Source organism: Kitasatospora sp. MAP5-34 (assembly GCF_029894335.1).
Taxonomy (GTDB): Bacteria; Actinomycetota; Actinomycetes; order Streptomycetales; family Streptomycetaceae; genus Kitasatospora.
Genome location: NZ_JARXZC010000006.1, coordinates 103,766 through 124,609 on the forward strand (window position 1 = coordinate 103,766; position 20,844 = coordinate 124,609).

Annotated in this window: 22 protein-coding genes; 10 read left to right on the top strand and 12 right to left on the bottom strand. The window is 72.1% G+C overall.

Annotated features, from left to right (window positions below):
* Nucleotides 1-49 precede the first annotated feature (49 nt).
* A complete protein-coding gene (locus P3T29_RS08600; RefSeq protein ID WP_280715690.1) occupies nt 50-1,618 on the bottom strand; it encodes an APC family permease in 1,569 nt (522 codons plus the stop codon).
* Nucleotides 1,619-1,752: 134 nt separating this feature from the next.
* On the opposite strand from P3T29_RS08600, the gene P3T29_RS08605 reads away from it, so the two are divergent.
* Complete coding sequence (locus tag P3T29_RS08605) at nt 1,753-2,424, top strand: TetR/AcrR family transcriptional regulator C-terminal domain-containing protein (protein WP_280715691.1); 672 nt, start codon at nt 1,753-1,755, stop codon at nt 2,422-2,424.
* Between the two features lie 46 nt (nt 2,425-2,470).
* Here P3T29_RS08605 and trxA read toward each other — a convergent pair whose 3' ends face one another.
* Entirely contained in the window at nt 2,471-2,845 is a 375-nt protein-coding gene (trxA, locus tag P3T29_RS08610; protein WP_280715692.1) for a thioredoxin, read from the bottom strand.
* 296 nt (nt 2,846-3,141) lie between these two features.
* The gene (locus tag P3T29_RS08615; RefSeq protein ID WP_280715693.1) at nt 3,142-3,774 is read right to left on the bottom strand and encodes a hypothetical protein; all 633 of its coding nucleotides are present in this window, start codon (nt 3,772-3,774) and stop codon (nt 3,142-3,144) included.
* A 403-nt stretch (nt 3,775-4,177) separates the two neighbouring features.
* Here P3T29_RS08615 and P3T29_RS08620 point away from each other — a divergent pair, with 403 nt between their 5' ends.
* The 3 genes from P3T29_RS08620 to P3T29_RS08630 are packed head-to-tail and all read left to right on the top strand — an operon-like array spanning nt 4,178 to nt 6,280.
* Complete coding sequence (locus P3T29_RS08620) at nt 4,178-4,831, top strand: hypothetical protein (RefSeq protein WP_280715694.1); 654 nt, start codon at nt 4,178-4,180, stop codon at nt 4,829-4,831.
* Between the two features lie 55 nt (nt 4,832-4,886).
* A complete protein-coding gene (locus tag P3T29_RS08625; protein ID WP_280715695.1) occupies nt 4,887-5,450 on the top strand; it encodes a sigma-70 family RNA polymerase sigma factor in 564 nt (187 codons plus the stop codon).
* Complete coding sequence (locus tag P3T29_RS08630; protein ID WP_280715696.1) at nt 5,447-6,280, top strand: zf-HC2 domain-containing protein; 834 nt, start codon at nt 5,447-5,449, stop codon at nt 6,278-6,280. Before P3T29_RS08625 ends, P3T29_RS08630 begins: the two co-directional genes overlap by 4 nt.
* Nucleotides 6,281-6,282: 2 nt before the next feature.
* On the opposite strand, the gene P3T29_RS08635 is transcribed toward P3T29_RS08630, so the two are convergent.
* A complete protein-coding gene (locus P3T29_RS08635) occupies nt 6,283-6,801 on the bottom strand; it encodes a DUF1990 domain-containing protein (RefSeq protein WP_280715697.1) in 519 nt (172 codons plus the stop codon).
* Between the two features lie 160 nt (nt 6,802-6,961).
* On the opposite strand from P3T29_RS08635, the gene P3T29_RS08640 reads away from it, so the two are divergent.
* Together P3T29_RS08640 and P3T29_RS08645 are read left to right on the top strand one after the other, a co-directional pair.
* The gene (locus P3T29_RS08640) at nt 6,962-7,129 is read left to right on the top strand and encodes a hypothetical protein (protein WP_280715698.1); all 168 of its coding nucleotides are present in this window, start codon (nt 6,962-6,964) and stop codon (nt 7,127-7,129) included.
* Between the two features lie 61 nt (nt 7,130-7,190).
* Nucleotides 7,191-7,451, top strand: coding sequence for a DUF1876 domain-containing protein (locus P3T29_RS08645; RefSeq protein ID WP_348532805.1), 261 nt, complete (start codon nt 7,191-7,193; stop codon nt 7,449-7,451).
* A gap of 47 nt (nt 7,452-7,498) precedes the next feature.
* Here P3T29_RS08645 and P3T29_RS08650 read toward each other — a convergent pair whose 3' ends face one another.
* Entirely contained in the window at nt 7,499-8,425 is a 927-nt protein-coding gene (locus P3T29_RS08650; RefSeq protein ID WP_280715699.1) for a GNAT family N-acetyltransferase, read from the bottom strand.
* 74 nt (nt 8,426-8,499) lie between these two features.
* The gene (locus P3T29_RS08655; RefSeq protein ID WP_280715700.1) at nt 8,500-9,705 is read right to left on the bottom strand and encodes an FAD-dependent oxidoreductase; all 1,206 of its coding nucleotides are present in this window, start codon (nt 9,703-9,705) and stop codon (nt 8,500-8,502) included.
* Nucleotides 9,706-9,928: 223 nt separating this feature from the next.
* Between P3T29_RS08655 and P3T29_RS08660 the strand changes: the two genes are divergently transcribed.
* Entirely contained in the window at nt 9,929-10,699 is a 771-nt protein-coding gene (locus tag P3T29_RS08660) for a VOC family protein (RefSeq protein WP_280715701.1), read from the top strand.
* A gap of 28 nt (nt 10,700-10,727) precedes the next feature.
* Here the strand turns inward: P3T29_RS08660 and P3T29_RS08665 are convergent, their stop codons facing one another.
* Nucleotides 10,728-11,387 (bottom strand): TetR/AcrR family transcriptional regulator, encoded by a 660-nt coding sequence (locus tag P3T29_RS08665; RefSeq protein WP_280715702.1) that lies wholly within the window; start codon nt 11,385-11,387, stop codon nt 10,728-10,730.
* Nucleotides 11,388-11,535: 148 nt separating this feature from the next.
* On the opposite strand from P3T29_RS08665, the gene P3T29_RS08670 reads away from it, so the two are divergent.
* The 3 genes from P3T29_RS08670 to P3T29_RS08680 are packed head-to-tail and all read left to right on the top strand — an operon-like array spanning nt 11,536 to nt 14,089.
* Complete coding sequence (locus P3T29_RS08670) at nt 11,536-12,291, top strand: SDR family oxidoreductase (protein WP_280715703.1); 756 nt, start codon at nt 11,536-11,538, stop codon at nt 12,289-12,291.
* A complete protein-coding gene (locus tag P3T29_RS08675) occupies nt 12,288-13,115 on the top strand; it encodes an SDR family oxidoreductase (protein ID WP_280715704.1) in 828 nt (275 codons plus the stop codon). Before P3T29_RS08670 ends, P3T29_RS08675 begins: the two co-directional genes overlap by 4 nt.
* A 5-nt stretch (nt 13,116-13,120) precedes the next feature.
* A complete protein-coding gene (locus P3T29_RS08680) occupies nt 13,121-14,089 on the top strand; it encodes an NADPH:quinone oxidoreductase family protein (RefSeq protein ID WP_280715705.1) in 969 nt (322 codons plus the stop codon).
* 57 nt (nt 14,090-14,146) lie between these two features.
* On the opposite strand, the gene P3T29_RS08685 is transcribed toward P3T29_RS08680, so the two are convergent.
* The 5 genes from P3T29_RS08685 to P3T29_RS08705 all read right to left on the bottom strand — a co-directional run bounded on the left by P3T29_RS08685 (nt 14,147) and on the right by P3T29_RS08705 (nt 20,736).
* The gene (locus P3T29_RS08685; protein ID WP_280715706.1) at nt 14,147-15,283 is read right to left on the bottom strand and encodes an acyl-CoA dehydrogenase family protein; all 1,137 of its coding nucleotides are present in this window, start codon (nt 15,281-15,283) and stop codon (nt 14,147-14,149) included.
* Entirely contained in the window at nt 15,280-16,449 is a 1,170-nt protein-coding gene (locus P3T29_RS08690) for an acyl-CoA dehydrogenase family protein (protein ID WP_280715707.1), read from the bottom strand. The genes P3T29_RS08685 and P3T29_RS08690 overlap by 4 nt, the downstream gene beginning before the upstream one ends.
* Nucleotide 16,450: 1 nt before the next feature.
* Nucleotides 16,451-17,680: an acyl-CoA dehydrogenase family protein gene (locus tag P3T29_RS08695; protein WP_280715708.1), complete on the bottom strand. Its 1,230-nt coding sequence runs from the start codon at nt 17,678-17,680 to the stop codon at nt 16,451-16,453.
* Between the two features lie 2 nt (nt 17,681-17,682).
* Nucleotides 17,683-18,714: a phosphotransferase family protein gene (locus P3T29_RS08700; RefSeq protein WP_280715709.1), complete on the bottom strand. Its 1,032-nt coding sequence runs from the start codon at nt 18,712-18,714 to the stop codon at nt 17,683-17,685.
* Nucleotides 18,715-19,278: 564 nt separating this feature from the next.
* A complete protein-coding gene (locus P3T29_RS08705; protein WP_280715710.1) occupies nt 19,279-20,736 on the bottom strand; it encodes a catalase in 1,458 nt (485 codons plus the stop codon).
* Nucleotides 20,737-20,844 lie beyond the last annotated feature (108 nt).

A 20,844-nucleotide genomic window follows, 5' to 3' on the forward strand; every position in this document is an offset into this window, starting at 1 on the left:
CGCCCGTCGAATGCGGGCCCGGCGTGTCGGCGCGGCCGTCATCGGACCGTCAGATGACGGCCGGGGCCAGCTCGTCGGTGTCCTGGCGCTCCGGGCCAGAGCCCTGCATCAGCCGCTGCGGGCGGCGCACCAGCAGGTAGCCGACACCGGCCAGGGTGACCAGGCCGACGCCGAGCAGGGCCGCCCAGACCTGGTACCAGGGGGCACCGGGTGGGGCCAGGATGGTGCGCGGCCAGCAGATGTTGATGACCTCCAGCCCGGTCCACACCGCCGCCAGCACGTTGAGCAGGGTGCCCCAACGGCCGTACGAGACCTGGCCGGCAGGCCGCCAGGTGCCGCGCAGGCGGGCGGTCAGAGCGACCACGGTGAGCAGGAAGAACGGCAGGAAGGTGGCGGCGGTGCCGAAGGTGATCAGGCTGCCCATCGCGGCGCTCCGCAGGCCGAGCGGGAGGGCGGCGCAGCTGACCAGGGTCGCGGCGACCAGGCCGCCGATCGGGGCCTTGTGCCGGTTGACCTTGCGGACCTGCTCGGAGAACGGGAACACGCCGTCGCGGGCGAGCGAGTAGAGGCCGCGTGCGGCGCCACCCTGGGAGGCCATCAGGCAGGCGGTGAAGCTGATCAGTACGACGATGATGAACGGCTTGTCCGACCAGCTGCCCAGTCCGGTGGTGACGGCGGTGGTGACGGGGTCGAGGTCCTTGCCCGCCACCACGGCGGCCGGATCGGGGTGGGCGAGCGCGACGGAGACGGCGTTCAGGATCACCACGGCGCCGACGCTGAGCAGCGAGTACCGCATGGCGCGTGGCACCTGGCGGGCGGCGTCCTTGGTCTCCTCGGCGGTGGAGACGCAGGCGTCGAAGCCGATGAACGCCCAGCCGCCGACGGCGATCACGGCCAGGAAGGAGGCCAGGCTGCCGGTGCCGGTGGTGGCGGGCGCGTTCAGGGTGTCGGTGAGGAGGCCGAAGCCGTGCTGCCGGTAGAAGAGCAGCAGGGCGAGGCCGACCCCGACGGAGGCGACGGCCTCGGCGGCGATGCCGAGTGAGGCGAACCAGCGCAGCATGTTGATGCCGTAGGCGTTCACCAGCGTGCAGCAGACCATGAACCCGACTGCGACCAGTACCAGTTGGGTGGGTGTCGGGGTGACGCCGAAGAGCGCGAAGAACCAGGGTGAGGCCAGGTACGCGACCGTGGTGTTGGCGAACATCACGGCGAACTGCCACATCCAGCCGCTCAGCCACGCGAAGGTCGGCCCGGCGAGCCGGCGGCTCCACTGGTACGCGCCGCCGGCCAGCGGCCACTGCGAGGCCAGCTCGGAGTAGACGCAGACCACCAGCATCTGCCCGAGCAGACAGATCGGCAGGGCCCAGACCCAGGCGCCGCCGTAGATGCTCATGCCGACCTGGGCGACGGCGTAGAGCCCGACCACGGGCGAGACGACCGCGAAGCCCATCGAGATGTTGCCCAGTACGCCGAGGCTGCGCCGCAGCTCCTGGCGGTATCCGAGGGCGGCGAGCCGCTCGCTGTCGGACGCGGCCGCTGTGGTTGCTGCGGGCTCTCTGGTCTCTCCGGTGAGCTCCGGCCCGGTGAGGTTCGGTGATCTTGGGGGAGTGTCGGTCATGGCTCGGCCACCTTGCCGTCGACTAAAACTAACTTTGTTAGTCGAGGACGGTAGCCGGTGGATCGGGGTCTGCGGAAGGGGTCGACACCAGGCTGTAACGTGACCGGATCCGGGAACAGCTGAAGGGCGGGGTAGTGGGGCGACCGAGCAGAGCGCTGCTGAGCAGGGAACTCATCGCCAGGGCGGCGCTGGAGCTGGTGGACGAGCACGGCGCCGACGGCCTCACCATGCGGGCCCTCGCCGATCGCCTGGGGGTCAAGGCCGCCTCGCTGTACAACCACGTGAGCGGCAAGGACGAGCTGCTCGACGGCCTCGCCGAGCTGGTCAACGCCGAGATCGACCTATCGCCGCTGGAGGCCGGCCGGCCACTGGTCCCTGGCTCCCCGCCGGCGCCCGACAGCGGCCGCAGCTGGCGCGAGGGGCTCGCCGCGTACGCGCGCGGCTACCGCGCGGCCTTCATACGCCACCCCAACACCATCGCCCTGCTCGCCCGCCGCAGGGTCGAGGCCGAACGCCAGCTGCTGGGCTACGACACGCTGCTCGCCGCCCTCGGCCGGGCCGGGCTCACCCCGGCCGACGCGGCGGAGGCGGCGGCCGCGCTGGACTACCTGGTGCTCGGCTCGGCACTGGAGACCTTCACCGAAGGCTTCACCCGCGACACCGCCGAGTACCGCCCCCGCTACCCGGCGCTCGCGGGCGCCCTGGAGGCGTCGGCGGCGCGCGGCGACGGGCCGGGCGGCCTCGACGAGCGCGGCTTCGAACTCGCGCTCCGGCTGCTGTTGGACGGGCTCGCGGCGCGGATCTAGCACGACCTGGGGGCCCGGAGCGGTGCTCCGGGCCCCCAGCTCTCCATCACGCCTGGGTCGCGGCATTCGCCTTGGCGCGGACCTCGTCCATGTCCAGCGCCCGGGCCTGGGTGATCAGGTTCTCCAGGGCAGGCTCCGGCAGTGCGCCGGCCTGCGAGAACACCATGATTCCGTCGCGGATGATCGCCAGGGTCGGGATGGACCGGATGTCGAACGCCGCCGCCAACTCCTGCTGAGCCTCGGTGTCCACCTTGGCGAAGACCAGATCGGTGTGGCGCTCCGCCGCCTTCTCGTAGACGGGAGCGAATCGCAGGCACGGTCCGCACCAGCCCGCCCAGAAGTCGATCAGGACGAAGTTCTTGCTGTCCGGGCCCTGGACGACCTCATCGAAGTTGTCCGAAGTCAGCTCGACGGTGCTCATAGCCGAATACCTGCCCTTTCAGATGCCGGACGTGCCCCTACGCTCGCTCTGAACTCCTTGCCGCGCTGCGCTATTCCGCTTGGCCACCTGGTGGGTACGTGGTCGTACTTCGGCGTGAGGGCGTCGAGGAGCGCCCCCGGCGCCGGGCCTGGAAGCCGCTGAACGGCGGGCGGCCGCCCGCGATCACCTCGTCGTAGCTGGTGTCGGCGAGCGGGTCTCCTCCTCGGACACCCTGGCGCCGTCCACCGCGAAGCCCGAGGGTCGGAGCGGGGTCGGCCCGACACAGGGATCGGTCGTCAGGGCAGGTAGCGGAACGTTCCGGAGAGGATGCCGAGGGTGTCACCCTCGTGGAACGACGTCCCCAGGGCCTGGTTGAGCCCGGCGGCTCCGTCCGGGGTGAGAGCCAGGGGTACCTTGGCGGTCTTGACGGCGGCCTCTGACGGGTCCAAGCCCCAGCCCCCGCCGCCGGTGAGCGCGGAGCCCAGGGTGTAGCCGGCGAAGGTCTGCTCCGTAGGGGACTTGACGCCGTTGATGACCGGGTAGGTGGACAGGCCCTGGTTCGGGAAGAAGCGCAGCCAGAACTCGTCGGCCGTCCAGGTGCCGCCCGTGTCCGGGTTGGTGAACGTCCAGCCACCCGGGTAGTACACCCGGCCGAAGTTCACGAAGTCGATGTAGTCGCCGGAGGTCGAGCCGATCGGGCTGATCACCCCGGTGTCCCCGGCCGGCGCGGTGACCGGCGTGATCGGGGTCACGGTGACGTGCTGCTCGTCCAGCCGGGCCTTGAAGCCCGGGTCCCAGGTGACCTGAGCCTCGCCCCAGGGGGAGATGTACGGCCCTGAGGGCGGGGCGGCGGCAGCGCGGGTGGCAGGTACTGCCACCGCGAGCAGCGTCGCGGCGAGGGCGGTCGAAAAAAGCTGACGTCGGTTCATATAACTTTCCTTGTCAGTAGTTTGTCATCGAATGACAGATGTAGCCGAGTAACCATAAGTACACATAGTGACGATGTGTCATACACTTGCGGAGAATTGACCCGCACGGGCGAATTTCCGGCACGCGCTGATGCCCTACTGCGGCGCGCCGCGCAAGGAGGCCACCCGCGCGCTGCCCGTCGGACGTCGCGTTCTACGGACACCGCCTCGGCGGAGCTGCCGCTGGTGGGGGAGTGACCCCGCAGGTGGCCGCCGGAAGATTTTCCGCTCTCCGTTGAGTACCTCGGTGGCCGCGCCCGTACTGATGGGAAAGGGTGCGGGAAGCCGCCCGCGAAGGGTCAGCCGCCCGCAAGGACAGCCGCCCGCAAAGACCAGCCGACCGAGCCAGTTGGGGGATCCAACCATGCCTACCCTCCGTCGCGCCGCACTGTTCGCCGCGTCCGGAGCCGCCGCCGCCGCGCTGGTGGCCGGCTGCGGTTCCAGCGGGTCGTCGCACAGTTCCGGGGCCGCCACCACCACGCCCGCCGCACCGACGGCGCCGTCCACCGTTCCGGCCACACCGGCCACGCCGTCCACCCCTGCTGCCCCGGCGGGCCAGACCGTCCTGCGGACGGCGACCTCGGGGACGCTCGGCACGATCGTGACCGACGGCAGCGGGTTCACCCTGTACCGCTTCGACCAGGACACCGCGCAGCCGTCCATGTCCAACTGCAACGGCGCCTGTGCCACCCTCTGGCCACCGGAGAAGGCGGCCGGGACTCCGCAGCTCAAGGGCATCGATGCGAAGCTGGTCGGTACCGTGACCCGGTCCGACGGCAGCAAGCAGGTCACCCTCAACGGCTGGCCGCTGTACCGCTACTCGCCCGACACCAAGCCCGGTGACACCAAGGGCCAGGGCTTCGGTGGCATCTGGTTCGCCGCCACGCCGACCGGCGGCAAGGCCGGCGCCGTCACCCAGCCCCCGGCCACCACCCCCGGCACGACCACTCCCAAGCCCACCTCGCCCAGCCCCACCATGAACCCCGGCAGCGGAGGTGGCGGAGGCTACGGCTACTGATCACGGCCCGGGTGTCCGTCTCGACCTGGAGGTGCGCGTGCGCGAGGATGGCGCCGTGACCGATCACCCCTTCACCGGCCGGAGCACCGAGGACGGGCCACCGTCCCGGCCGGCGCCGGACGAGGAGCTGATGCGGACCCTGTACCGGGACCACGCGGGCCCGCTGCTGGGCTTCGTGCTCCGGCTGGTGGCCGGTGACCGGCAGCGGGCCGAGGACGTGGTGCAGGAGACGCTGCTCCGGGCCTGGCGCAACATCCACCAACTGGACGTCTCCGCACCGTCGTTGCGTCCCTGGCTGGTGACAGTCGCCCGCCGGGTCGTGATCGACGGCCACCGCAGCAGCCTCGCCCGGCCGCGCGAGGTCAGCGATTCGCCGCTGGAGCTGTTGCCCGCCGAGGACGAACTCGACCGGGCGCTGCGGCTGATGACCATCTCCGACGCGCTCGACGACCTCACCCGCGCGCACCGCGAGGTCATCGTCGAGACGTACCTCAAGGGCCGCACGGTCAACGAGGCGGCCGCCGAACTCGGCATCCCCGCAGGTACGGTCAGGTCACGGATCTTCTACGCGCTGCGTGCGTTGAAGCTCGCGCTAGAGGAACGAGGAGTGACATCGTGACGTCGCCCCAGGAACCCAGGCCCCAGCGACCCACGCCCCAGGCGCCCTCGCCGCAGCAACCCGGTTCGCAGTACCCCTCGCCGCAGCACCACGGTCCCCGACAGCCCGGGCCGCGCAGGCCGCCCGCCGAACTGCACCTCGACGTCGGTGCGTACGTGCTCGGCGTGCTCGAACCGGCCGACCGGGCGGAGTTCGAGGAACACTTGGCCGGCTGCGCCGACTGCACCGCCGAGGTCGGGCAGCTCGGCGGTCTGGAGCCGCTGCTGGCCGAACTGGCCGACGCCGGACTGCCTTCGGGCTCGGACGGGTCCGGCGTCACGCCGAGGCCGAGCGACCAGCTGCTCGACCGGCTGGTCGGCGAGGTCTCCGCGACCCGGCGCCGCAGCCGTACCCGGCGGTTGGCGCTGGTCGCGGCGGCCGCCGTCCTGATCGTCGCCGGACCGGTGGCGACCGCCGCCCTGACGGGTGGGGCGGTGCCCCCGCCGGCCGTCGCCGTGGCCGTCGCCCAGCAGTTCAGCGCCACCGATCCGGCGAACGGCTCCTCGGCCACCGTCGGCGTGACACCGGAGAGCTGGGGAAGCCGGATCAGCCTGTCCTTCTCGACCGGCACCCTCCAGGGGCCGGTCAGCTGCGACCTGGTCGCCGTCTCCCACCACGGCGAACGCCAGACCGTCACCACCTGGTCCGTCCCCCCGGCCGGCTACTCCACCCTCCGGACCACCGGCGGAGCCGGCCTCTCACCGTCCGACATCGACCACTTCGAGATCCGCACCCTGGACACCGCCAACCGCCTCCTGGTCACCGTCCCGACCGCACCCGGCGGCTCCTGACCTCAGCCCCGCTCCGCCAGCCGGCGCACGGCCCGGCCGTAGCGGCGGGCGTAGCGGCGCTGGACGTGCGGGACGAGAGGTCCGGCCAGGCGGGTGTACCAGCGGCCCGGGACGCTGAAGGCGGTGACGGTGAACCAGACGGCCAGGTCAGGGCCCATCTGCACGATGAAGGACTCCTCACCGCACTCCGGGTGGCCGGTCCGGGTGCCGTAGGCGAAGCCGATCCGGTCGCTCTCGTAGGTGCTCCAGACCACCTCGCAGGGCGCCGCCACCCGCAGCGGACCGACGCCGATCGCGCACTCGACGGCGACGCCGGGCGCGGCCCGGTCGCTGTCCGCGCGGACCCGGATGCCCGCCGCGCGGTGCATCCGCCAGGTGGTGACGGCGTCGCCCGCGCGCTCCAGGACGTCACGGCCGTGGCCGATCAGGACGCGGTGGTGGAGGTGCTGGTAGCCGCTCGGGAGCGGTTCGCCGGGCCTGGTGGTGGCGCCGGTCTCGGGGTAGCTGAGTTGACTGGTCACGAGTGGGGCTCCTTCGGTCGGCACCGTCCCGAGAGGACTCTACGACAGCATTGAACGCGTTCAATAAATACCCCTGTCCGGAAGCGGAAGCGCACACTGAGAGCGAGGAGGCCGCGTCCGCAAGGACCTGCCCGCCGAGGCTGCGGCGCGGACAACCGTCATGCCACACATCCCGTTGATCTGCCCGCGCTGCGGCCACACGCAGCGCTTCGTACCCGGCGACCTCGAACACCCGGCCCGGGTGGTGCACGAGGACACCGGACGGGAAGCCTGCGAACCGACCGGCCAGGGCCGGGAGAGCCCCGATCCCGCCCCGAAGGCCCGGTGAGCGGTGGAAAACGACACCCGCGCGGCGCACGCTGGAGGGTGAGCCCTTGGAGGTGGCGGTCATGATGCAGACTCTCGTCGGATGGCACATCGAGCTGGAGTTCCAGGAGGACGGTGACCGGACGAAGGCCGTCGCCCTGGTCAGACTCGCGGACGGGACCGAGGTCAAGTCCCACGGCTTCAGCACCAGGCACCACGACGACCCGCCGCAACTCCGGGTCGGTGAGGAGGTGGCGGGTGCGCGGGCGCTCAACGACCTCGCGATGCAGCTGCTCAGCAAGGCCCACAGCGAACTCCGGGGGGTCGCGCCGAGGCCGCTCTGAGGCCGCTCCGAGCGGGCGGGCCCCGGCCACTCTCCGAGGAGGCGACGCTAGCCGCTGGTGAGCGGCTTGCCGTAGACGGCGGAGCCGCGTCGGACCGTCATGCCCAGCCCCTCGTAGAACGCCAGCGCGCCGGTCTCCGAGTGGGTCCACAGGGTGCAGGTCGGCCGTCCCTGCCGGTGGAAGCTGCGGAACGCGTGCTGCAGCAGCGTGCGGGCGATCCCCTGGTTGCGCTGGTCGTGGCGCACCGCGACCCGGTCGACGTACCCCTCGTCGCCACCCGGGGTTGCCAACGAGAGTACGGCGCCGACCAGTTGGTCGTCGGCGAAGGCCAGCGGTGAAGCCGTCGGTACGAAGTCGGGGTGGTCGACGGTGTGCCGGGCCCACTCGTCGTAGGACTTGCGGCGCTTCTGCCACTCGCCGAAGGCGTCCTCGGTGAGCTGGTACGCCGCCCGTTCGTCGCCGGGCCGGAAGGGCCGTACCGTGATGCCGACCGGCGGCTCGGACACGACCGGTTCGGCCGACAGTGCGAGCGCCAACTGCCACTGGGTGACGAAGGGTTCGTAACCACGGGACCGCAACAGTGCGACGGCAGCCCGGTCGTGGTCCGAGACCGTCTGGGAGAGCCGTTCGCTGCCCAGTCGGCCGGCTCGCTGTTCGGCCCAGTCGAGCAGCCGGCTGCCCAGCCCCCGCCCCCGGTGCCCGGGGTGGACGTCGATCTCGGCCCGCAGAGCGCTCTTCAGCCAGGCCCTGGCGACCAGCTCTCCCGCCGGGTCGTGCACGAGCAGGCTGTCGAGCGCCAAGTCCCGTCCGGGCAGCGCGAGGTCGGCGGAGGTCGTACCGGGGTCGGTCTCGGCGCGGCCGTGCAGCGCACGCTCGCAGGCGGCGACCAGCCGGTGGATCTCCCGGTCGTCGCCGGTCGTGGCCGGCCGGTGCCGATAGCCGGTCGGCAGCTGGTGCGAGGCGAAGTTGGGCACTGCTGAACCCTGCACCATCGGCATCGGGTCTGTCGCCCCATTTGCTGCAGCTGGTCGCCGTACGGTTGGTCGCCTCACAGCTGGTCGAGCGGCACGTCCGGGTCGGCGAGCGCTGCCGGGGCCACCGGGCGTCCGCTGCGGACCAGCTCGCGGATCGGGTCGGTCACGTCCCAGACGTTGACGTTCATCCCGGCCAGCACCCGCCCGCCGGAGAGCCAGAACGCGATGAACTCGCGGGCGCCCGGGTCGCCACGGAACACCACCTGGTCGTAGCCGCCGGGCTCGACGTACCCGGTGTACTCCATCCCCAGATCGAACTGGTCGGTGAAGAAGTACGGCACGCGGTCGTACGCGGCCGGCCGGCCGAGCATCGACCGGGCCGCCGTACGCGGCTGGTGCAGGGCGTTGGCCCAGTGCTCGACCCGGATCGGCTTGCCGAACAGCGGGTGGAAGGCGTTGGCGGCGTCGCCCGCCGCGAAGACGTCGGGGTTCGAGGTCCGCAGGTGCTCGTCGGTCCGGATGCCGTTGTCGACCGCCAGCCCCGCCGCTTCGGCGAGCGCGGTGTTGGGCGTGATCCCGACGCCGACGACCATCGTGTCCGCCGCCACCAGTGTGCCGTCGCCCAGCCGGACGCCCTGTTCGGTCAGCTCGGTGATCTGCACGCCGAAGCGCAGCTGCACGCCGTGCGCGCGGTGCAGCTCCGCGAAGACCTGGGCGACCTCCCGGCCGAGCACCCGCAGCAGCGGCAGCTCCGCCACCTCCAGCACCGTCACCTCGGCCCCGGCCTCCCGGGCCGCGGCGGCGGTCTCCAGCCCGATCCAGCCGGCCCCGATCACCACGATCCGGGCGCCTGGCTTGAACGCGGCCCTGAGCCGGTCGCTGTCCTGGACGGTCCGCAGATACAGCACGTTCTCCCGTCCGGCCCCCGGCACCCGCAGCCGGCGTGGCGCGGCGCCGGTGGCCAGCAGCAGCTTGGCGTACCCGACCGTGATGCCGTCGGCCAGCGTCACCCGGTGCGCGACCGGGTCGACGGCCGTGACCGTGGTGTCCAACCGCAGGTAGACGTTGTGCTCGGCGTACCACTCGGCCGGATGGACGTAGATCTTCTCCCGGGCGGTCTTGCCCATCAGATAGCCCTTGGAGAGCGGCGGCCGTTCGTACGGGCGCTCCGGGTCCTCGCCGATCAGCATGAGCGGTCCGTCGTAGCCCTCCTCCCGGAGTGCTTCGGCGGCCTTCGCGCCCGCCAGGCTCGCACCGACGATCACGTGTGCGGCGTCCATCCCCAGCTCCTCACCTCTCCGGCGGTCGTCTGCCTCCCCATCTCAGCGCGTACCCGACCACCGCGCGAGGCGGACCGCGCCACCACCGCGCGAGGCGGACCGCGCCACCACCGCGCGAGGCGGACCGCGCCGTCGCCGGTGGCTGCGCCTACGCTGAAGTCAGCCGGCACCGGTGAGTGAATCCAGGACCGGTACGTCGGCCAGGACCGGAGGAGGGGCTCTGTTGAGCGAGCAGACCGTCAGGGTGCGCTGTGTGCCGGCGGCCCCGTGCTGGGTCAGCCTGATGGCCCACGATCCGGAGGTCGCGCAGTCCTTCTACGGCCCGCTGCTGGGCTGGGAGTTCGAGCGCGGTCCGGACCACTGGGGCCCGTACGTACGCGCCGTGGTCGACGGGGTCGAGGTCGCCGGGATCGGCTCGGTGGCGGGGGACTGGCAGCCGCCGGTCGCCTGGACGACGTACTTCGGTACGGAGGCCGCCGACGTGACGGCCGACCGGGTCCGCGAGCGCAGCGGCACCCTCGCCGTCGGGCCGCTCGCCTTCGACGCCGGGCGGCTCGCGCTCGCCTCGGACCCGATGGGCGCGGCCTTCGGCATCTGGGAGGGGGATCTCGGCTGCGCCACCTGGGTGGAGTCGCCCGGGGCGCCGGTCTGGATCGAGCTGCGGACCGCCGACCCGTTCGCGGCGGCCCTGTTCTACGGCGAGGTCTTCGGTTGGGACGGCCGGGACCCGAGCCACTTCGAGGTGCGGTACGAGCACGAGCGGGTGGTGCTGCGGGCCGACGGGCACAGCGTGGCGTCCCTGCGGCGGGCCGCCGATGTCGCGCCGCACTGGGAGGTCTTCTTCTCGGTCGCCGACACGGACCGGGCGGTCGAGCGGGCCGTCGAGCTGGGCGGGGCGGCGGTGGACGCGCCTGCGGACAGCCCGTACGGGCGGGTGGCCCGGCTGCGGGACGCGGAGGGTGGCCTGTTCTCGGTGATCAACCCGAAGGGGTGAGCGCCGGGTCCGGCGCTCCGGTCATCGGTCAGCCCGAGGCGCCCAGCATGCGCAGCACCAGGACCCCGTAGCGGCGGCCGAGTTCCTCCGGGCTCTCGCTGCTGCGCTCGCTGTACCAGCGGGCGACGTCGATGCCCAGCGAGGTGACGGCGCGCGCGGCGGTGCGGACGTCCGGTACGTCGAACGACCCGGCGGCAACGCCCTCGTCGATCAGCCGGCGGACGGTCTCCTCGATCCGGCGGCGCAGCTCGGCGACGACGGCGAAGTCCTCCTCCGGCAGGGCGAGCAGCTCGTGGTTGACGATCCGTCCCACGGTGTGGCCCCGGGCGTGCCAGGAGGTGAAGTCCTCGACCAGGCGGCGCATCCGGTCGACCGGGTCGCCGTCGGTGTGGGCGGCGTTCTCGACCAGGTCCAGGGTGGCCTGGTGGCCCGTCCGGCTGATCTCGGAGAGCAGGGCGGCCTTCGAGGGGTAGTGGATGTAGAGGGCGGCCGGGCTCATCCCGGCGGCGGTGGCGATGTCCCGGGTGGTGGTGGCGTGGTAGCCGCGCCGGGCGAAGGAGTCCACGGCCGCGAGCAGCAGGCGCCGGGCGGCCTCCGGCCGCTCCCCGGCGTGCACTCCGGCGTGCGCCCCAGGGTGCGTGCCGGGGTGCTCTATGGGCCAGAGGTCGGCGGCTGCTTGGTCGGTCATGTGGTCATCCTCGCAGACGGGAGGTGCCGGGTCCGGGGCCGGACGGTCCGGACGGTTGACAGTGTGGCCCGCCGCCAACATGCTAAGCAAGCGCTTAGTCAGGCCACGCAGTCAATCCAGTCAGCACTGTCGTCGGAGAGGATGGGCGATGACGCCTTCGTTCAAGGGCCGGGTGGCCGTGGTCACCGGAGCAAGCCGGGGCATCGGCCTCGGCATCGCGCGCGAACTGGTCGAGCGCGGTGCCAAGGTCTGCGTCACCGCGCGTGGCGCCGAGCCGCTCGCCGAAGCCGTACGTGACCTCGGCGGCCCGGACCACGCGATCGCCGTCGCGGGCAAGGCCGACGACCCCGCCCACCAGGAGGAGGCGGTGGCCCGCACCATGGAGGCGTTCGGCCGCCTGGACTTCCTCGTGAACAACACCGGCATCAACCCGGTCTACGGTTCCGTGCTGGAAACCGACCCGGAGGCGGCGGCGAAGATCTTCGCCGTCAACGTGCTGGCCCCGCTGGCCTGGACGCGCCACGCGTACGCCGCCTGGATGGGCGAGCACGGCGGCGCGGTGGTCAACGTCGCCTCCATCGCGGGCCTGCGCACCTCCGCCGGCATCGGCATGTACGGCGTGAGCAAGGCCGCCCTGATACGGCTGACCATGGAGCTGGCCGCCGAACTCGGCCCGGACATCCGGGTCAACGCCGTCGCCCCCGCCATCATCAAGACCAAGTTCGCCGAGGCCCTGTACGAGGGCCGCGAGGAGAAGGTGATCCGCGCCTACCCGATGAAGCGGCTCGGGCTTCCGGAGGACGTCGCCGGGGCCGTCGCCTTCCTGCTCTCCGAGGACGCCTCCTGGATCACCGGGCAGACCCTGGTGGTCGACGGCGGCGTGACCCTCGGCGGTGGCATGTGAGCGGCCTCGCCGGACAGAGCCTCGCCGGACAGGGCGTCGCGGGACAGGGCGTCGTCGTCACGGGCGCCGGGCACGGCATCGGCGCCGCCCTCGCCGAGGCGTTCGCCGCCCAGGGCGCCCGGGTCGTGGTCAACGACCTCGACGCGGACTCGGCCCGCGCGGTCGCCGAGCGGATCGGCGGCTTCGCCGCTCCCGGCGATGCGGCCGGTGCGGAGGGTGTCGCCGAGCTGATCGCCGCCGCCCGCAAGCACCTCGGCGCCATCGACGTCTACTGCGCCAACGCGGGCGCGGCGGTCGGCGGCGGCGCCGACGCCGGGCCGAAGGCCTGGGCCACCGCCTGGGACGTCAACGTGATGTCCCACGTCCGGGCGGCCGAGCAGCTGCTCCCCGACTGGCTGGAGCGCGGCGAAGGCCGCTTCGTCGCCACCGTCTCCGCCGCCGGGCTGCTCACCATGCTCGACGCCGCCCCCTACGCCGTCACCAAGCACGGCGCCCTCGCCTTCGCCGAGTGGCTCTCCGCCACCTACCGGCACCGGGGCCTGCGGGTGCACGCACTCTGCCCGCAGGGCGTCCGGACCAGGATGCTCGACGCCACCGGCCGGGCGGGGGAGGTACTGCTGGCACCCACCGCGATCGAACCCGCCGCGGTCGCCGAGACCACGCTGCGCTCCATCGCGGCCGGGGAGTTCCTGATCCTGCCGCACTCCGAGACGGCCGGTTTCTACGCGGCCCGGGCCACCGCGCCGGACCACTGGCTGGACGGCATGAACCGGCTCCAGCAGACCATCGACCAGGGCACTGCCAAGACCCCCGAGAAGGGCTGAACGAGATGCGTGCATGGCAGGTCGGAGCTCTCGGCGAGCCGGGTGAGGTGATGCGGCTGCACCAGGACGTACCGCAACCCGAGCCCGCTGCCGGGCAGTTGCTGGTGAAGGTACGCGCCGCGTCGGTCAACTTCCCCGACGCGCTGATGTGCCGGGGGCACTACCAGGTGCGCCCGCCACTGCCGTTCACCCCCGGCGTGGAGCTGTGCGGTGAGGTGGTGGCCGATGAACCCACCGGGGAACGGGTGATCGGCACCCCGCTGCTGCCCGCCGGGGCCTTCGCCGAGTACGCGCTGATGGACGCGGCGAACGTCTTCCCCGCGCCCGCCGCCCTCGACGACGCCGAGGCGGCCGCGCTGCACATCGGCTACCAGACCGCCTGGTTCGGCCTGCACCGCCGGGCCGCGCTCCGCGCGGGCGAGACGCTGCTGGTGCACGCGGCGGCCGGCGGGGTCGGCAGCGCGGCGGTCCAGCTCGGCAAGGCGGCCGGCGCGACCGTCATCGGCGTGGTCGGCGGCGCCGACAAGGCCGCTGTGGCCCGCGAGTTGGGCGCGGACGTGGTGATCGACCGGCGGGCCGGGGACTTCGTCGCGGCGGTCAAGGAGGCCACCGGCGGACGCGGCGCGGACGTGGTCTTCGACCCGGTCGGCGGCGCGGCGTACACCGGCTCCACCAAGTGCGTCGCCTTCGAGGGCCGGATCCTGGTGGTCGGCTTCGCGAGCGGGACCATCCCCTCGCCCGGCCTCAACCACGCGCTGGTGAAGAACTACTCGATCCTGGGCCTGCACTGGGGCCTCTACGCCACCCGCGACCCGCAGTCCGTCCGCGCCGCCCACACCGAACTGACCGCCCTCGCGGCCAAGGGCGTGATCCGCCCACTGGTCAGCGAGCGACTCCCGTTCGACCGCGCGGCCGAAGGCGTCCAGCGGGTCGCCGACGGAGTCTCGACCGGACGGATCGTCGTCCTCGCCTAGGCTGGTTCAGTCAAGGGGCGCGAGGCTCGGCCTCGCGCCCCTTGTGGTGCTGGTTGCCTACCCGACCGGCCCCGGCAGGTCCACCAGTGCTGCCAAGGCGTTCCGGTGGTGGCCCGGTGTGCCCAGGGCGAGTTGGTCGGCCTTGGCGCGCTTCAGGTAGAGGTGGGCCGGGTGTTCCCAGGTCATGCCGATGCCGCCGTGCAACTGGACGCACTCCTCGGCCGCCCGTACGGCCAGTGCCCCGCAGTGCGCCTGGGCGACCGCCACCGCCACCGCCACGTCCGGGCTGCCGGTCGCCAACGCGTCCGCCGCGTACCGGGCGGCGGCCCTCGCGCCGACCGTCTCGAGCCAGAGGTCGGCCAGCCGGTGCTTCAGGGCCTGGAAGGAGCCGAGCGCCCGGCCGAACTGCCGGCGCTCCTTCAGGTACGCCACGGTCGTGCCGAGGCACCACTCGGCGAGGCCCAGCTGCTCGGAGGCCAGCAGCCCCGCCCCGGTCAGTAGAGCGCGTTCCAGCGCGGCGGGGGCGGTCTCCGGACCGGCCAACTTCCGTGCGGGGGTGCCCTCCAGGGTCACGTCCGACACCGGCCGGGTCAGGTCCAGCGAGGTTCGCCGGACCACCCGTACGCCTGCCGCGGCCGCCTCCACCGCGTACAGCCCGGGTCCGTCGACGCCAACTGCCGGTACCAGCAGCAGATCCGCCGCCGACGCGTCCGCGACGGAGGTCAGCCGTCCGCTCAACGTCCCGTCCGCCGCCGCCCGGACGCCGGTGGGGAAGGCCGCGCCGGGGGCGGTGGAGAGCGGCACCGCGAGAGCCGCCGTCCGGGTGCCGTCAGCCAGCGCGGGCAGCAACTCGGGCAGCAACTCGGCTGCGCCGCAGGCCAGTAGGAGGGTGGTGGCCAGCACGGCACTGCCGAGGAACGGCACCGGCGCCACGCTGCGGCCCAACTCCTCCATCACCACGGCCGTCTCGCGCAGACTCGCCCCCGCGCCGCCGTACTCCTCGGGCACCTGGAGCCCGGCCGCGCCCAGTTCGGCGGCGAGGCTGCGCCAGAGCCCGAGGTCGTACGGCCGCGCGCTCTCGCAGCGGGCGAGAATGGCACTCGGCGGGCAGTGGTCGGTGAGCAACGCTCTTACACTGGAACGGAGTTCCTCCTCGATCTCGGAGTACAGCAGATCGGGCTGCGTCGTGCTCATCGCGGGAGTTCCTTCCAGGGCAGGTCCTTGTCGGTGCGCGGTTCGGACGGCAGGCCGAGCACCCGTTCGGCGATGATGTTGCGCAGGATCTCCGAGGTGCCGCCCTCGATCGAGTTGCCCTTGGCACGCAGGTAGCGGTACCCGGCCTCGCGGCCGTTGAAGTCGACGAGCTCCGGCCGGGTCATCGTCCAGTCGTCGTAGCCGAGGCCCTCCTCGCCGAGCAGTTCGACCTCCAGACCGCTCAACTCCTGGGCGAGCCGGGCGAAGGCCAGCTTCATCGCGGCTCCCTCCGGCCCCGGCTGGCCCTGCGAGAGCTGCTGGCGCAGCCGCTCGCCGGTGAGCCGGGCCACCTCGGCGTCCGTCCAGCTCCTCAGCAGGCGCTGGTGCAGCTCGTGGCTTCGGAGTTCGGGCCGCTGCCGCCAGGTCGCGGCGACCACGCCGATCATGCCGCCCTCGCGCGGCATGGCCTGTCCGCCGATCGCCACCCGCTCGTTGTTCAGGGTGGTCTGGGCGACCTGCCAGCCCTCGCCGACGGCGCCGAGCCGGTGCGCGTCGGGGATGCGCACGCCGGTCAGGAAGACCTCGTTGAACTCGGCCTCGCCGGTGATCTGCCGCAGTGGGCGGACGTCGACCCCGGGGTCGGTCATGTCGCAGACGAAGTACGTGATGCCCCGGTGCTTGGGCAGGTCCGGGTCGGTGCGGGCGATCAGGATGGCCCAGCGGGCGGTGTGCGCGCTGGACGTCCAGACCTTCTGGCCGTCCACCGTCCAGGTGTCGCCATCGAGGACGGCCCGGGTGCCGAGCGCGGCCAGGTCGGAGCCGGCGCCGGGCTCGCTGAACAGCTGGCACCAGACCTCCTCGCCCGTCCAGAGCGGGCGCAGGAAGCGGGACTTCTGCTCCTCGGTGCCGTAGCGCAGGATGGTCGGGGCCGCCATGCCGAGCCCGATGCCGATCCGGCGCGGGTCGTTGTCGGGAGCTCCGGCGGCGGCCAACTCGGCGTCCACCACCGCCTGCAGGGCGCGCGGCAGTCCCAACCCGCCGAGCCCGACCGGGAAGTGCACCCAGGCGAGCCCGGCGTCGAAGCGGGCGCGCAGGAAGTCGAGCCGGTCCGACTCGGTGGGGTCGTGCTCCGCGAGGAAGTCGCGGACCTGGTCGCGGATGTCCACGTCAGCCCTCCTGCTGCATAGGCTGGTAGCGCTTGAGCTCGCGGCGGGCGAGCGAGCGCTTGTGCACCTCGTCGGGGCCGTCGGCCAGCCGTAGGGTGCGGTTGCCCGCCCAGAGTTGGGCGAGCGGGGTGTCCTGGCTGACTCCGGCGGCGCCGTGCGCCTGGACGGCCTTGTCGAGGATCCATTCGACGGCTGCCGGTACGGCGATCTTGATGGCCTGGATCTCGGTGTGCGCCCCCCGGTTGCCGGCGGTGTCCATCAGCCAGGCCGTCTTGAGCACCAGCAGCCGGGCCTGCTCGATCCGTACCCGGGACTCGGCGATCCAGTCCTGCACGACGCTCTGCTCGGCGAGCGGTCGGCCGAAGGCGACCCGCTCGGTGACCCGTCGGCACATCAACTCCAGTGCCCGTTCCCCGATTCCGATCGCCCGCATGCAGTGGTGGATGCGGCCGGGGCCGAGCCGGGCCTGTGCGATGGCGAAGCCGGAGCCCTCCTCGCCGATCAGGTTGGCGGCCGGCACCCGGACGTTCTCGAACAGGATCTCGGCGTGCCCGCCGTGGTCGGTGTCCTCGTACCCGAACACCTTCATCCCGCGCTTCACCGTGACGCCCGGGGTGTCGCGGGGCACCAGGATCATGCTCTGCTGCCGGTGGGTGGCGGCGGTGGGATCGGTCTTGCCCATCACGATGAAGATGCGGCAGGCCGGGTTCATCGCCCCGGTGATGTACCACTTGCGGCCGTTGACGACGTAGTCGTCGCCGTCCCGCTCGATCCGGGTGGTGATGTTGGTGGCGTCGGAGGAGGCCACCTCGGGCTCGGTCATCGCGAACGCCGAGCGGATCTCGCCCGCGAGCAGCGACTCCAGCCACTGCTTGCGCTGGGCCTCGTCGCCGAACTGGGCCAGCAGCTCCATGTTCCCGGTGTCCGGAGCGGCGCAGTTGAGCGCGGCGGGAGCGAGCAGGACCGAGCGACCGGTGATCTCGGCGAGCGGCGCGTACTGGAGGTTGGTCAGCCCGGCGCCCAACTCGCCCGGCAAGAAGAGATTCCAGAGCCCCTTCTCGCGGGCGGCGGCCTGCAGCTCGCCGATGACGGGCGGGATGGTCCACGGTTCGCGTTCCGGGTCGGCGAGTTGGGTGGCGAGCACCGGCTCGGCCGGGTACACGTACTCGTCCATGAAGGCCAGCAGCTGCCCGCGCAGCTCCTCGGTCCGTCCGTCGTAGGAGAACTCCACGGTCACCGCTCCTTGATCGAGGTGAGGCCGAACTGCACGAAGAGCGGCACGAGTTCGCCGACGCGGTCGAAGCCGCTGCCGACCGTACCGCCCTGGTTGAACCGGTAGTGGATGCCCTCCAGCACCACCGCGAGCTTGAACGAGGCGAAGCCGACGTACCAGCCGAGCGCCGCGACGTCCCGGCCGGAGTCGTCGGCGTAGCGGGCGACCAGCTCGGCGGTGGCGGGGAAGCCGGGGGCGAGCGCGGCGCCGGGCAGGATGCCGTCGTACTGGCGGGCCAGTTCGGTGTACATCACCAGCAGCCCGAGGTCGGTCAGCGGGTCGCCGAGGGTGGACATCTCCCAGTCCAGTACGGCGCGGATCCGGTCGTCCGGGCCGACCAGGACGTTGTCCAGCCGGTAGTCGCCGTGCACCAGGGCGGGGGCGGGCGAGACGGGCAGCGTGTCGGCCAACTGCTGGTGCAGCTCGTCGATGCCGGGCACCTCGCGGCTCCGCGAGGCATCCAACTGCCGTCCCCACCTTCGGAGTTGGCGCTCCAGGAAGCCTTCGGGCCGCCCGAAGTCCGCCAGCCCGACGGCCGCCGGATCGATCGCGTGCAGCTCGACCAGGGTGTCCGTGAGGTGCATCCCGAGGGCGTGCACCCGCTCCTCGCCGAGCGCGGCGAGCGCCTCGGCCTCCCGGTGCGGGGTGCCCTCGACGTACTCCATCAGGTAGAACGGCGCGCCGGTCACCGAGGCGGCCTCGACCAGCAGCAGCGGCTTCGGCACCGGTACCCGGGTGGGGTGCAGGGCAGCCAGCACCCGGTGCTCGCGCGCCATGTCGTGCGCAGTGGCCAGCACGTGCCCGAGCGGGGGCCGGCGCAGCACCCAGCGGCTGTGGCCGTCCTCCAGCAGGTACGTCAGGTTCGACCGCCCGCCCTCGAACAGCCTGGCCCGCAGCGGCCCCCGTACCGCGCCGGGCAGCCGGTCGTCGAGGTGCTCGCGCACCCGCGCGAGGTCGAGGCCGGGTGGGGCATCTGGGTACTCATCGCTCATGGCGTCCTCAGCAGCTGGAGTGGGTGACTAAGCGCTTGCTTAGAATCCCTTCGATGGATCCGCGTTGTCAACGGGCGGAGCGAGTCGGAGTCAGTCGGGGCGATGGGTCGTGCCGGTAGCATTCACCCGAATGGCGGAGTTGCTCATGGTGTGCGAGTGATAGCTTTCAGTCACTCTTCTGGCGTCGGTCCAGGAGGTCGCCATGGCAGCTGTTCCCATCGGGGTGGTCCCGGGTGACTCCCGTTACGAGGCGCTGCGTCGAGGCTTCAACCTGGTCATCCCGTGAAGGTCGTGGTGCAGGTGAAGCTGACGCCGGGGCCCGACGTGGCTGCGGTACTCGGTGCGACCCTGCGCACGTGGAACGCCGACGCGACGTGGCTCGCGGAGCGGCGTGACGTGGTCGCCGCTCGGACGACGTCGCCGTCATCATCGGCGTGGGCGGGAGCAACGGCGGGCCCGGGACAACGGGCCCGGAACGGCAGCCAGGCCCGTGGCACCAGCACGCCCGGCACAGGCCGAGGCCGCCCCGGGCAGTCGGGCCCGGGGCGGCCTCGGCCGGTACGCCTACTTGCCGTTGACCTTGCTGGCGATCCGGTCGCCGAGGTCCTTGTCGATGTTGCGCCAGTACTGCAACGCACGCTCCAGTACGGGCGCCGAGACCCCGCCGAGCAGATGGCCGGCGACGTTCGACACCAGCCGGTCGCGCTGAGCGTCGTTCAGCACGTTGCGGACCATGGTGCCCGCCTGGCTCCAGTCGTCGTCCTCGCGGTGCAGCGGGTACGCCTGCCGGACCATCGTCCCCTCGACGTCCCAGCCGAGCGGCGCGCCCCACAGCTCCGGCTGGGCGGCCGGACCGCCGTAGGAGTTCGGCGCGTACGGCCGCGCGGTCCGCGCCGCGTCGAAGCGCATCGGCCCGTCCTTGGCGTACGAGTGCACCGGGACGTGCGGCCGGTTCGGTGGCAGCTGGGCGTAGTTGGGGCCGATCCGGTACCGGTGGGTGTCCGGGTAGGAGAAGATCCGGCCGAGCAGCATCTTGTCGGGGGAGACGCCGATGCCGGGCACCAGGTTGGCGGGTTCGAAGGCGGCCTGCTCGATGTGGACGAAGTAGTCGTCCGGGTTCCGGTCGAGGGTCATCCGGCCGACCTCCTGCAGCGGGTAGTCGCCGTGCGGCCACACCTTGGTCAGGTCGAAGGGGTTGAAGCGGTAGTTCCACGCCTCGTCGAAGGGCATGACCTGGACGTACAGCGTCCAGGACGGCGGATTGCCGTTCGCGATCGACTCGTAGAGGTCGCGCCGGTGGCAGTCCGGGTCGACGCCGGCCAGCCGGTCGGCCTCGGCCTGGGTGAGGAAGTCGATGCCCTGGTCGGTCTTGAAATGGTACTTGACCCAGTACCGGTCACCGGCCGCGTTGACCCAGCTGTAGGTGTGCGAGCCGTAGCCGTTCATGTGGCGGTAGGTCTTCGGGATGCCCCGGTCGCCCATCAGCCAGGTGACCATGTGGGCGGACTCCGGCGAGAGGGTCCAGAAGTCCCACTGCATGTCGTTGTCGCGCAGCCCGCTGTCCGGGCGGCGCTTCTGCGAGCGGATGAAGTCCTGGAACTTGATGGTGTCCCGGACGAAGAAGACCGGGGTGTTGTTGCCGACCAGGTCGTAATTGCCCTGCTCGGTGTAGAACTTGAGCGCGAAGCCGCGCGGGTCGCGCCAAGTGTCGGGGGAGCCCTGTTCGCCCGCGACGGTGGAGAACCGGGCCAGCATGTCGGTCCGCTTGCCCGGCTGGAAGAGGTCGGCCTTGGTGAACCGGCTGACGTCCTGGGTCACTTGGAAGTGCCCGTAGGCGCCCGCGCCCTTGGCGTGCACCACCCGCTCGGGGACCCGTTCGCGGTTGAACTGGGCCATCTTCTCGATGAGGTAGTGGTCGTGGAGCAGGATCGGGCCGATCGGTCCGACGGTCAGCGAATCCGTGTCGCTCTCGACCGGGACACCGGCGTTGTTGGTGGTGTACGGGACGTTTGCTTCGGACATGACGGCAAGGCCTCCTTGCGTGGTACGGGCGCACCAGAGGGGCCGACGGCGGCACCGCTGCGGCCTGTCTCCACTGGATCACCGACCGGCCGGTCCCACAACCGCAGG

Bases quoted from the DNA above. Each gene is read 5' to 3' on its own strand.
- P3T29_RS08600 (WP_280715690.1), bottom strand. From the start codon at position 1,618: ATGACCGACACTCCCCCAAGATCACCGAACCTCACCGGGCCGGAGCTC.
- P3T29_RS08620 (WP_280715694.1), top strand. From the start codon at position 4,178: ATGCCTACCCTCCGTCGCGCCGCACTGTTCGCCGCGTCCGGAGCCGCC.
- P3T29_RS08640 (WP_280715698.1), top strand. From the start codon at position 6,962: ATGCCACACATCCCGTTGATCTGCCCGCGCTGCGGCCACACGCAGCGC.
- P3T29_RS08700 (WP_280715709.1), bottom strand. From the start codon at position 18,714: ATGAGCGATGAGTACCCAGATGCCCCACCCGGCCTCGACCTCGCGCGG.
- P3T29_RS08685 (WP_280715706.1), bottom strand. From the start codon at position 15,283: ATGAGCACGACGCAGCCCGATCTGCTGTACTCCGAGATCGAGGAGGAA.
- P3T29_RS08645 (WP_348532805.1), top strand. From the start codon at position 7,191: ATGATGCAGACTCTCGTCGGATGGCACATCGAGCTGGAGTTCCAGGAG.
- P3T29_RS08615 (WP_280715693.1), bottom strand. From the start codon at position 3,774: ATGAACCGACGTCAGCTTTTTTCGACCGCCCTCGCCGCGACGCTGCTC.
- P3T29_RS08680 (WP_280715705.1), top strand. From the start codon at position 13,121: ATGCGTGCATGGCAGGTCGGAGCTCTCGGCGAGCCGGGTGAGGTGATG.
- P3T29_RS08705 (WP_280715710.1), bottom strand. From the start codon at position 20,736: ATGTCCGAAGCAAACGTCCCGTACACCACCAACAACGCCGGTGTCCCG.
- P3T29_RS08655 (WP_280715700.1), bottom strand. From the start codon at position 9,705: ATGGACGCCGCACACGTGATCGTCGGTGCGAGCCTGGCGGGCGCGAAG.
- P3T29_RS08670 (WP_280715703.1), top strand. From the start codon at position 11,536: ATGACGCCTTCGTTCAAGGGCCGGGTGGCCGTGGTCACCGGAGCAAGC.
- P3T29_RS08665 (WP_280715702.1), bottom strand. From the start codon at position 11,387: ATGACCGACCAAGCAGCCGCCGACCTCTGGCCCATAGAGCACCCCGGC.
- trxA (WP_280715692.1), bottom strand. From the start codon at position 2,845: ATGAGCACCGTCGAGCTGACTTCGGACAACTTCGATGAGGTCGTCCAG.